The organism is Xenorhabdus thuongxuanensis (assembly GCF_001908095.1).
Taxonomy (GTDB): Bacteria; Pseudomonadota; Gammaproteobacteria; order Enterobacterales; family Enterobacteriaceae; genus Xenorhabdus; species Xenorhabdus thuongxuanensis.
Map to the genome: position 1 here is coordinate 30,637 of NZ_MKGR01000029.1, position 11,940 is coordinate 42,576.

Sequence of the window (11,940 nt, forward strand, 5' to 3'; positions counted from 1 at the left end):
TCAAAGGAGATAATGATGTTATCTACCAATAAGACTGTACTTGCCGCTTGCAGCATTGCTGAATTCCCAGTTTATATCGCAAATCTCGATCGACCCTTTGCTTGTATTTATCGTCCGGAAGTCGATATAGCTGATTCGGTGTTATTCCTTGAGGGCAATATTGAGCAATTTCCTTCCCTTTCTGATTTGACCCTCGATACCCCGACGACAGACGCTAACACCCATCAGATGTCGCAGTTGGTACTGCTACCTTTTAATCAATTAAAGGAAAAGGGCTATGCCTGTATTGATGATCACGAACAGGTGATCGTCATGCACATTGATAAACTGACATATTACCCTGTCAACCAATTTATGGCAGTTATCGCCAATTACGATATTCAGCCGAAGAATCTTCGTTTCGATTTCAATGATCAAGCGTACGGTGAGATTGTCGACACTGTAATCCGTCAGGAAATAAACGCAGGAGAAGGCAGTAATTTCGTTATTTCACGCAGTCTAGAAGGCGATATTGATGGTTTTAATATCAAATACGCGCTGAATTTATTTAAACGATTGGTACACTCTGAATGTGGGTCTTACTGGACATGGATGTGCTATACAGGTCGTCGCTATTTTATTGGCAGCACACCCGAACAACACATTAAGGTAAGCCAGCAGTCTGTTTCGATGAATCCCATTAGCGGCACATTAAAATATCCTGATACTCAGCATTTAGAACGCGCATTGTATGATTTTTTACAGGATAAAAAAGAATGCGATGAGTTATTCATGGTGGTTGATGAAGAACTCAAAATGATGGGCAATATTTGTCAACGCAATATCCAAGTATCCGGTCCAAAACTCAAGGCGATGTCGCATATCGCCCACACAGAATACTATATTAATGGTGAGTCTGACCGGGGTCTGAAGGAAATTATCCAGCAATCATTGTTTTCTCCAGCAGTCACGGGCAGTCCAATCGAAAATGCCTGTAAAGTCATTGCACGCCATGAACAGCGAGGCCGTGGCTATTATAGCGGTGTTGTTGCTATTATCGGTAACAACCGCGAAAAACGTTATCTGGATTCCGCTATCATGATCCGCACAGCTGATATCAGCTCACAGGGGCATTTCCGCTTGACGGCAGGTTCGACTATCGTCAGGGATTCCGTACCACATGATGAAGCCTGTGAAACACGCGCTAAACTGCAGGGACTGATGCACTCTTTCTTTGATGTTGCGACAATATCTGCAGGCTCGCCAAAAGCGGAAATATCCGCAGAGTTATATAGCAGAGCAAGCCAACTTCTGGCACAACGCAATGAGAAAGCATCCGCATTCTGGTTGGGAAAGATGGAACAAAACCGTATGACCCTGCCTCACAACGAGATCTTCCTGATTGATATGGGAGATACCTTCACCGAAATGATCGCCTACCAGCTAAGAATAGCGGGCTGCGCTGTCACAATTGTTCCCTGGTATGACAGTCAGTGCAAATTGCCACAGGCCAGTAACAACATCGTGTTCATCGGCCCGGGACCGGGTGATCCTACCAATCTGAAACTCGAAAAAGTCCGGATTGCCCGACAAATTATTGCGCAACAATTGCGTTCCCAACATCCGCTAATTGGCACCTGTCTGGGGCATCAACTCATTTGCGCTGAGCTTGGCATCCCAATTATACGCTTACCCAGAAATCGTCAAGGCAGTCAATATCAGGTATCGATTCAGGGAAAAAATCATTGTGTCGGTTTCTATAATAGTTTTTCGGCCATGCACCATGAACCTTGCTGGTATAGTACAACTTATGACAAAACTATCTGTTTTGAAAGGCTTGTTTCCAATGAAATTATTGCCTTGTCGTCAAGTAATGTGACCTCAATTCAATTTCATAACGAGTCATTCTTAACACAAGATGCTTTTACTATTTACCAGTGGCTCATACAAAATGCATTAAGAAAAACGTCAACGCCAGAAAAAATTGACCCGGTTTAGAATCATCTTCCTATTTTCCCTGATGTAATTTATCCAGTGCGACTTTGTTCGCCCCCCTTTTTATCAAAGACACCACTATTTTGTGTTGGTCATGTTGGATTATTGCCTTTTTAAAGAAACGTAATGCAACTTCCTTATTCCTATGATCTGTCAACAGAAAATAAACGGTGTCACCGGCGGGGCTTACAGCACAGTTGTGGTGATAACAATCCCAAACGCTAATATTCTTCTGAATTGATCAAAAAGAATGAGAAATGGGATGAATCGTATTATCAAATTGCCTCATAAAAATATCGTTTAAGGCAGTTGCTCGGTAATTAATCCATCAATCTCTCTCAGCAATCACACTAATATAGGATAAATAAATGAGAGTTTATATTACACTTTTATTTTTGCGTCTCCGATACTATTCTAATGTTACATCTGAAATACTTAAAAAACGGATGAATGTCACGCTATTTTTTCTCTTAATTATTTCTCCTATGGCAATGCCATTTTTATCACAGATGCGCCTGTTAGCCACTCCTATTTTAGCATTAACTGATGAACAGAATATTTACCATGCATTATTTATATGGTGTTCATTATCAATTTTATTCATTATAATTTGTAGTATCCAGACAAAAGGTATTAGCGGAGGAAATTATCAGAAATTTTTAGAGACTCTACCAATTAGTAACAACATTATAAACTCATTGAATTTATCTGTACTATTCATTATTGATACACCCATTTTACTACCATTTTTTGCTGCAATGTTATTTGGTCATGACGGAGGTGTAGATAATATTATTTTTTTAAAAAAAATAATATTAATTTTATTAATAATGATATATTTTTTGTTTTTTCAATTAACTTACCTCTACTCATCATATTCTTGTTTAATTATTTTTTTATTATCATTATTTATTCCTTTTTTAATATCCACCACATCATTACTCACCATAAAAATATTTTCATTCATGGTATTATATATATTTATACATAAGATCAAAAACTCATCGTTTGTTTTTTTCAAAAAAACAAAATCCCGAAAAATAGTTAACCCAAACAAAGGGTTTAAATTAAATATTACAATGATATCATTGTATTATTTGTTTGGTTTTAAATATATAAATCAAAGAGTAAATTTATTTATTATTTTAATTATTCCCGTTCTAATACTTTCACTATTAAATTCCATGGGAACGAGTTTCTCAGTTGTGATTTTACTTGTTGCGTTTTTTCATGTAACTCTCATGTTTCAAACATCAGCGCTTTTATATACAATGATTTCTTTGCATATGCCTATGCTTAAATTATTCAAGTCTTTTGGTATATCAGAAAAAAATATTTTATCTGTAATTTTAAATGTTTTGTCAATAACAATAATCGCCCTAACTATTCCTCTTATTATAACTTTATGCTATAACAAATTAACATCTATAGCTATTTTTATTTTATCAACAACACTTTTCCTATTTAGGATTATCTGTATTTTACAAAAATATAGATCTGGATTTATTTTTAAATTTATATTATTCATTATATCAGTATTTACTGTATGGGAAGGGAGTTGTTTAATACATAATTAAAATTGATGAAATGAAAGTCATGTTCCCAATAATTAGATGTTGTGATAAACATCTCTCTTTTTATTATGGGTGAGATATGACTAAAGTTGATGTGGTTTGTCGCTACTGTCATAAAACAGAAGAGGTTAAAGAACATGGAAAAGAGAGTACTAGGCAGTGTCCCTTAATTATATAATCGCCTGTAAAAGAGTCGAATACAGCCTAATTTCACCATGGACAGAGAGTTCCGGGCTGTTTTTTTAACGGGTTGCGATACGCCGATTTCCTTTGAGAAAACCGAAACAGCGTTCTGCGCATGCGCAGGTAACCGCGGAGTTTTCCTCCCGAATAACCTTTATCTGCTAGCACGGCACTGTTGCAAATAGGATCCTAAGTTGAGCTTTACCCTTCAAAAAGGGGCTCAAAGACCAACATCGTAGTGTGGTCAACGTTCACGCCATGTTCGGCGAGCATTTCCTGCAATTCACGATAACTGATGCCGTACTTACAATACCAGCGGACAGCCCACAGAATAATCTCACCCTGAAAATGACGACCATGAAAAGGATTCATACGCCGCTCCTTCGGAAAAATGGGAACCTAGCTTACTACCATCGGCTATTTGCAACAGTGTCCTAACAAGCCCCTGAGTATTCAGAGGCTTGTTATTTTATTTGGATTACTTAGTCTTATAATGCGCTTCGGCTTCAAGAAAACGCTGTTGTGTCGCTTGGCTTGGCGCTTTTCCTAGCAAACTCACCACGATAATAGCAATCGTCGCGAAAATGAAACCTGGAATGATTTCATACAAGGAAAACCAACGGAACTCCATCCAAACCAGTACGGTGATAGCTCCTACCAACATACCTGCCAGAGCACCATTGCGAGTCATCCGTTTCCACAATACCGAAATCAAAACCACTGGACCAAACGCCGCACCAAATCCAGCCCAGGCATTACTGACTAAAGCCAGTACCTTATTGTTTGGGTTAGTTGCGAGCACAATAGCAATAATTGCCACCAGCAAAACCATCATACGACCAACCCATACCAATTCTTTCTGGCTAGCTTTGGTACGTATAAATGCTTTATAGAGATCTTCTGTCAGCGCGCTGGAACAAACCAGCAATTGGCAACTCAATGTACTCATAACCGCAGCCAGCACCGCAGACAGTAATACTCCGGTGATCCATGGATTAAACAAGAGCACGCCTAATTCTATAAAGATACGTTCACGGTTTTGCAATACTGACCCTGCCTGCTCAGGATATATTTCAAAATATGAGATACCAAAGAAACCAACAGCCACAGTACCTGCAAGACACAGGAACATCCACGTCATACTGATGCGACGGGCTTTATGAATAGTCTGGTGGGAATCTGCCGCCATGAAACGAGCCAGAATGTGTGGCTGACCAAAATAGCCCAATCCCCATCCCAACAAAGAAATAATGGCAATAATATTCAGATTCTTAAACATATCTAAATAGGCCGAATTTTTTGCTTCAATAATATTGATGGCGGTGCCAACTCCCCCCACTTTGAACAGAACCAGCACAGGAACCAAAATCAAAGCAAAAATCATCAAAGTAGCCTGAACTGTATCCGTCCAACTCACTGCCAAAAAGCCACCGAGGAAGGTATAGGCAATCGTTGCCAATGCACCTAACCAGATAGCCTTTTCATAGCTGATACCAAACGTGTTTTCAAACAACAGTCCACCAGCCACAACACCCGATGCACAGTAAATAGTAAAGAAAATCAAGATAACCAGTGCAGAAATAATACGCAGGATTTTGCTTTTATCTTCAAAGCGATGAGTGAAATAATCTGGTAGCGTCAATGCGTTATTACTCACTTCAGTATGAACGCGCAATCTACCTGCAATCCATCGCCAATTCAGGTATGCGCCCAGCAACAGTCCTAATGCGATCCAACTTTCTGAAATTCCGGAGAAAAAAATAGCCCCCGGCAACCCCATCAATAACCAGCCACTCATATCAGAAGCGCCAGCAGATAATGCTGTTACCACGCTACCTAATCGCCGGCCACCCAATATGTAATCATCAAAATTTTTGGTAGAACGATAAGCCATAAAACCTATCAGCAGCATCCCTGCGATGTAGATAATGAAGGTAATGAGCATCGGTGAATTTACTGTCATGCAGATTCTTCTCCATAGTGTTTTTATAAGTTATGTGTCTGCAAATGTGTTATTTGCGTAAATAATGTCATCTGTGCTTGAAGTACCCTTGAGTGATACCTCATCTTTTTTACCAGACTCTAACAGTTGCACCTGAAGATGCCATTAGTTTCCATATGTACTATTTATGTTTGTAATTATTCTAAAATTACATTCCATCCTAGTTTATATAAAATATGTTTAACAACAAATTAACTGTATTTTTATAAAAAACGCTTACTAAATCACATTTATCACTCCAGAAGTTGCACCTGAAATTAAATAACTGGTTATACCTAAAATTTGCAGAATTAAAATAAAATACATAAATATCAACAAATTAAACAAAAAACAATAATAAGATTCTCTGAAGAAATAATGAAAACAAGATTAATTTCACAAATTTAGAATGACTACTTTTAACATGGTTGCACAAAGTTGCAACATGAAAGATATTGTTATGTAACTTGTTCTAGTCTTACCTATTAAGGAGTGAAAATGGGTAGTACCACTATGGGTGTAAAGCTCGATGAAGCAACGCGTAGTCGAATTAAAGCCGCCGCAAAACAAATTGAACGCACACCGCACTGGCTGATTAAGCAAGCCATTTTTAACTATCTCGAACGTCTGGAAAACGAGGAAAAGCTCCCAGAAATATCAGCGAGTCAGGATAACAAAGAAGAAATGATTTCCGAAGTAGAATCACAGATTGAGGCGCCTTACCAACCATTTCTGGATTTTGCTGAACACATTTTGCCCCAATCGGTGAAACGTTCTGCAATTACTGCAGCCTATCGCCTCCCCGAAACCCAAGCGGTTCCTATGCTGCTGCAACGTGCACAGCTATCTGAAGAACAAGCCAAGGCAACTCATAAGCTCGCTTATTCCATTGCAGAAAAGCTACGTCAACAAAAACAGGGCATCGGCCGCTCAGGTTTGGTTCAGGGATTATTGCAAGAGTTTTCACTTTCTTCACAGGAAGGTGTGGCATTGATGTGTCTCGCCGAAGCCCTGCTACGCATCCCCGATAAAGCAACCCGTGATGCCCTGATCCGCGATAAGATCAGTAACGGCAACTGGCATTCTCATTTAGGCCAAAGTCCCTCCATGTTTGTCAACGCTGCAACATGGGGCTTGTTGTTCACTGGCAAGCTGGTGTCTACCCATAATGAAGCCAAGTTATCCAACTCCCTGAATCGTATTATCAGCAAAAGTGGTGAGCCATTGGTGCGCAAGGGCGTGGATATGGCAATGCGCTTGATGGGTGAGCAGTTTGTGACGGGAGAAACCATCGCCCAAGCCCTTGCCAACGCTCGTAAACTGGAGGAAAAAGGCTTCCGCTATTCTTATGATATGCTCGGCGAAGCCGCATTAACCGAAGAAGATGCACAAGCCTATATAGTTTCCTATCAGCAAGCGATCCACGCCATTGGTAAGGCATCAAATGGCCGTGGTATTTATGAAGGGCCAGGAATTTCTATTAAACTTTCCGCCCTGCATCCACGTTATAGCCGTGCTCAGTACGAACGTGTTATTGAGGAACTCTATCCTCGCCTGCTTTCCCTGACCTTACAGGCTCGTCAATATGATATTGGTATCAATATTGATGCAGAAGAAGCCGATCGTCTGGAAATTTCCCTCGACTTGCTGGAAAAATTGTGTTTCGAACCAAAATTGGAAGGCTGGAACGGTATTGGTTTTGTCATTCAAGCTTATCAGAAACGTTGTCCTTTCGTCATCGACAGCATTATTGATTTGGCACAACGCAGCCGTCACAGGTTAATGATCCGTCTGGTGAAAGGTGCTTACTGGGATAGTGAAATTAAACGTGCCCAAATCGATGGCTTGGAAGGCTATCCAGTGTATACCCGCAAGGTCTATACCGATGTTTCTTACCTTGCCTGTGCCCGCAAACTGCTCTCTGTCCCTAATTTGATCTACCCGCAATTTGCCACTCACAACGCCCATACTTTATCCGCCATTTATCATCTGGCGGGGCAAAATTATTATCTGGGGCAATATGAATTCCAATGTCTGCATGGCATGGGTGAACCGCTTTATGAACAAGTTGTCGGCAAGATCTCAGAAGGTAAACTCAATCGCCCATGCCGTATTTACGCACCTGTAGGAACACACGAAACACTACTGGCCTATCTGGTACGCCGTTTGCTGGAAAATGGGGCCAATACTTCGTTTGTTAATCGCATTGCCGATACGTCACTGCCGATTGATGAATTGGTTGCTGATCCGGTAAAAATTGTACAGGAATTGGCGCAAACTGAAGGGCAAATCGGCCTGCCCCATCCTAAAATTCCTCTGCCACGTGATTTATATGGCAAAAACCGTGTTAACTCATCAGGGCTGGATCTCGCCAATGAACATCGTTTAGCTTCTCTTTCCAGCGCCCTGCTCAGTTCTTCAATGGAAACATGGCACAGCGAACCGTTGTTAGGTGGCGATTTCCAACCTACTGGAGAACTGCCTACGACTAAATCTGTGAATAATCCAGCCAGAAATTCCGATATAGTGGGTTATGTTCGCGAAGCCACTGAACAAGAAGTTGGCCATGCACTGGATGTGGCTACCGATGCCAGCGCAATTTGGTTTGCCACTCCTCCCTCAGAGCGGGCAGCAATTTTAGTCCGTGCAGCGGAGTTGATGGAAAACAATCTGCAATCCTTGCTCGGCATTCTGGTTCGTGAAGCAGGTAAAACATTCAACAATGCAATTGCTGAAGTACGCGAAGCGGTGGATTTTCTCCACTATTATGCAAGCCAGGTTCGCCAGGATTTCGCTAATGATACCCACCGCCCATTAGGGACTGTGGTATGTATCAGCCCGTGGAACTTCCCGCTGGCAATTTTCACCGGTCAAATCGCGGCTGCATTGGCGGCAGGTAATAGTGTCCTGGCAAAACCCGCAGAGCAGACACCACTTATTGCCGCCGTTGCTGTAAAAATGTTGCATCAGGCAGGTATTCCTCGTGATGTACTGCAATTATTGCCCGGGCAAGGGGAAACAGTAGGTGCACTGCTGGTCGGTGATGAGCGTGTACGCGGTGTCATGTTTACAGGCTCTACCGAAGTCGCCAGCTTGTTACAGCGCAATATTGCTGGTCGGCTTGATGCACAAGGTCGCCCAACACCGTTGATCGCAGAAACCGGTGGCCTGAATGCCATGATCATAGATTCCTCCGCGTTAACCGAACAAGTTGTTACCGATGTCATCGCTTCCGCTTTTGACAGTGCTGGTCAGCGTTGCTCCGCCCTACGTATCCTGTGTGTTCAGGAAGATGTAGCTGAAAGAACTATCACTATGTTGAAAGGTGCGATGGCTGAATGCCGGATGGGGAATACTGAGCACTTATCCACAGATATTGGCCCCGTCATTGATGCAGAAGCGAAAGCGGGTATCGAGCGACATATCCAAACCATGCGTACCAAAGGCCGGACAATTTATCAGGCGGTATATGAAAATATCACAGATAGCCAAGAGTGGTCACAAGGCACTTTCGTTAAACCAACGCTGATTGAACTGGAAAGTTTCGATGAATTGAAGAAAGAAATTTTCGGGCCAGTCTTGCATGTTGTCCGTTTTAAACGTAATGAGTTGGATAATCTGCTGGAGCAAATCAACGCTACCGGTTATGGCTTAACATTAGGAGTCCATACCCGTATTGATGAGGTCATCACCCAGGTCACAGGCAAAGCGAAAGTCGGCAATATATATGTCAACCGCAATATGGTCGGTGCAGTCGTCGGTGTGCAACCGTTTGGTGGTGAAGGCTTGTCAGGTACAGGACCAAAAGCCGGTGGACCACTGTATCTGTATCGTTTGCTGTCACAACGCCCTCTCAATGCCGCCAGCCAAACCTTGGAACGGCAGGATGCAGAATATGAGCTGGATGCCAAAGCTCGTGTTGACCTGCACTCGCCTCTCTATAAACTGGCAGATTGGGCAACCAAGCAGAATAATGAAGTATTGAATCAGGTAATTCAGGAATACAGTTTACTGGCACAGGGCGGAACAATACGCCTATTACCAGGTCCAACCGGAGAGCGTAATACTTATACCCTACTGCCGCGTGGTCATGTCCTTTGCCTTGCAGACAACGAACAAGACGCATTGGTGCAATTAGCCGCGGTACTTTCTGTTGGTTGTCAAGCCATTTGGGAAAAAGATGAGCTACATCAAGGGCTACACAGTCAGTTACCCAATGAGGTTCGTCAGCATATTTATTGGATCAACGATTGGCAGAATGAAGAAACAGCGATGGAAGCGGTTATTTATCATGGTGATTGTGACCAATTACGCCATGTGTGTGAAGTGATTGCGCAACGTAAGGGGCCGATTATTTCCGTACAAGGTTTTGCCCGTGGTGAAACCAACTTGCTGCTAGAACGTTTACTGCATGAACGTTCATTAAGTGTTAATACAGCAGCCGCAGGCGGAAATGCTAGCCTGATGACAATTGGTTAACATGAAACAGCTAATGTCATTTTTTTTGCTCACATTATTTCTGATAAAGCTATTTATTTAGTAATTAAAATAAGTGGCTAAATTGAACGGTTCAACGAAATATACATAGAGGGGAGTGCGTGATAATCGCACTTCCCTCTGAAATCGTTTTAATTTAAAAATATTACCTATCGGTATAATTAATCAATGACGACCGTTCTGTTGCCAACTCAGATATTGCTCATATTTACGCAGGGCAATATTATAATTACTAAAAGCAGATTGAGATAATTCCTCACTGAGTTTTTCCTGGATCTTTTCTGGCGTAAACTCACTTGTTGGATAATTACTTGAAGTTAGTAATTCATCCAAACGCCTTAAACGAACCACATACTCACGCACAGTACTGTGACTCATCTCTGTTTGCTCAAACAAATACTGTTTAAATGACATAATGTCAAAATAATCAGTCTGACTATTGCAATAAATTTCACTACAAAAGCGGCACAGTGCCACAAATTTACCCTGCAACTCGCTCCAGGTTTTGTCATCCACCAATTCAGTCATCTCAGAAATAGCTTCCTTATTGATGACCTGACCGTTAAAAACAAGCGAAATACGGTCGAGAGTTTTATGACAGTGCAGACAATGAGTCTGGCTATGTTTATAATCTTTGATATAACGGCTAAGAGGCCGTTTCTTTTGTGTTGTAATAGACATAAGAGATAAAGCCCTGTGTATAGTCTTAACAAAAAAAACAAACAAGCAAAAAGTTACTGTTCTTGATTCAAACGTGCCCTCAGCCTTTTTATCGCCTGGCTGTGAAGCTGACTTACGCGGGATTCACCCACATTAAGTACTGCGCCGATCTCTTTAAGATTCAGTTCCTCCTGATAGTATAGCGTAAGAACTATCTTTTCCCGCTCAGGTAATGATTCAATAACATTGATTACCCGCTGACGAAGATCACCTTCCAATAATTGTTGGAGAGGGTTAGTTTCATGCTCCTCCTCAATCACTGGCTCACAGCTTTCACCGTGAACTTCATGCCATTCGTCATAAGAAAACAGTTGACTGTTATTTGTGTCTAACAGTATTTGCCGATATTCTATCAGATTAATCTTTAATTCTTTAGCAACTTCCTGCTCACTGGCTGGACGGCCTAACTCTTGCTCAAGTTTACGGATGGTTTGCGTGACTTCACGTGCGTTACGCCGCACACTACGCGGAGCCCAATCACGGCTCCTCAACTCATCCAACATTGCACCTCTGATGCGCTGTACCGCATAGGTGGTAAAGGCCGTTCCCTGTAGGGAATCAAACCGTTCCACCGCATTCAGTAAGCCTATGCCACCGGCCTGAAGCAAGTCATCGAGTTCTACACTGGCAGGCAACCTGACCTGTAGCCTCAATGCTTCATGGCGAACCAGGGGTACATAGCGCTTCCAGAGGCTATTTTTGTCCATCACGCCTTCGGCGGTATACAAATCGCTCACAACAACAGACACCTTTGGATAAGAGACTGGATACCATTATCCAGTCCCCTGATCGGTACAATCGTTTGAACAATGAAGTAAAAGCACTTCTTTTTCACCTATGCGAAATTTTTGTTGCCCACCCAAACGCATAGCGAGTTTCAGTCTGTCCTTGACGATCTTTATAAAAATAATAAATCAGAACCACCCGCATAGCGGGTGGTTTGCTCTAGCCCTATAAGGGCATGTTACCGACTGCGCCTAAATGACGCGGCTTTCTCTTCGTTCAAGCTAA

General features: G+C 41.9%; 6 protein-coding genes and 4 pseudogenes. 4 read left to right on the top strand and 6 right to left on the bottom strand.

All coding sequences use genetic code 11. The features are described 5' to 3' along the window. The first annotated feature begins 12 nt into the window (after positions 1-12). Positions 13-1,977: a chorismate-binding protein gene (locus Xentx_RS15445; protein WP_244149880.1), complete on the top strand. Its 1,965-nt coding sequence runs from the start codon at positions 13-15 to the stop codon at positions 1,975-1,977. Positions 1,978-1,990: 13 nt separating this feature from the next. On the opposite strand, the pseudogene Xentx_RS19635 reads toward Xentx_RS15445, so the two are convergent. After that, positions 1,991-2,167, bottom strand: a pseudogene (locus tag Xentx_RS19635) (IS6 family transposase); the annotation flags it as partial. A 175-nt stretch (positions 2,168-2,342) separates the two neighbouring features. Here Xentx_RS19635 and Xentx_RS15450 point away from each other — a divergent pair. Further along, a complete protein-coding gene (locus Xentx_RS15450; protein WP_074021282.1) occupies positions 2,343-3,551 on the top strand; it encodes a DUF6136 family protein in 1,209 nt (402 codons plus the stop codon). Between the two features lie 76 nt (positions 3,552-3,627). Beyond that, positions 3,628-3,702: pseudogene (locus Xentx_RS20190) on the top strand (IS1 family transposase); the annotation flags it as partial. A gap of 12 nt (positions 3,703-3,714) precedes the next feature. Here the strand turns inward: Xentx_RS20190 and Xentx_RS18920 are convergent. The 3 genes and pseudogenes from Xentx_RS18920 to putP form a co-directional block, all read right to left on the bottom strand. Beyond that, positions 3,715-3,841 (bottom strand): annotated as a pseudogene (locus tag Xentx_RS18920) (IS5/IS1182 family transposase); the annotation flags it as partial. Between the two features lie 121 nt (positions 3,842-3,962). Further along, positions 3,963-4,103 (bottom strand): annotated as a pseudogene (locus Xentx_RS15460) (IS6 family transposase); the annotation flags it as partial. Between the two features lie 106 nt (positions 4,104-4,209). Further along, complete coding sequence (gene putP, locus Xentx_RS15465; protein WP_074021284.1) at positions 4,210-5,694, bottom strand: sodium/proline symporter PutP; 1,485 nt, start codon at positions 5,692-5,694, stop codon at positions 4,210-4,212. A gap of 516 nt (positions 5,695-6,210) precedes the next feature. Between putP and putA the strand changes: the two genes are divergently transcribed. After that, the gene (gene putA / locus Xentx_RS15470) at positions 6,211-10,191 is read left to right on the top strand and encodes a trifunctional transcriptional regulator/proline dehydrogenase/L-glutamate gamma-semialdehyde dehydrogenase (protein ID WP_074021286.1); all 3,981 of its coding nucleotides are present in this window, start codon (positions 6,211-6,213) and stop codon (positions 10,189-10,191) included. A 183-nt stretch (positions 10,192-10,374) separates the two neighbouring features. Here putA and fliZ read toward each other — a convergent pair whose 3' ends face one another. After that, entirely contained in the window at positions 10,375-10,890 is a 516-nt protein-coding gene (gene fliZ / locus Xentx_RS15475; protein WP_074021288.1) for a flagella biosynthesis regulatory protein FliZ, read from the bottom strand. Between the two features lie 53 nt (positions 10,891-10,943). Next, on the bottom strand, positions 10,944-11,666 hold the full coding sequence (locus tag Xentx_RS15480) for an RNA polymerase sigma factor FliA (RefSeq protein ID WP_074021289.1): 723 nt from the start codon (positions 11,664-11,666) through the stop codon (positions 10,944-10,946). Positions 11,667-11,940 lie beyond the last annotated feature (274 nt).

What these genes read in the sequence shown, in the direction of transcription:
- Xentx_RS15445 (WP_244149880.1), top strand. Translation starts at nt 13, where the DNA reads ATGATGTTATCTACCAATAAGACTGTACTTGCCGCTTGCAGCATTGCT.
- fliZ (WP_074021288.1), bottom strand. Translation starts at nt 10,890, where the DNA reads ATGTCTATTACAACACAAAAGAAACGGCCTCTTAGCCGTTATATCAAA.
- putA (WP_074021286.1), top strand. Translation starts at nt 6,211, where the DNA reads ATGGGTAGTACCACTATGGGTGTAAAGCTCGATGAAGCAACGCGTAGT.
- putP (WP_074021284.1), bottom strand. Translation starts at nt 5,694, where the DNA reads ATGACAGTAAATTCACCGATGCTCATTACCTTCATTATCTACATCGCA.
- Xentx_RS15450 (WP_074021282.1), top strand. Translation starts at nt 2,343, where the DNA reads ATGAGAGTTTATATTACACTTTTATTTTTGCGTCTCCGATACTATTCT.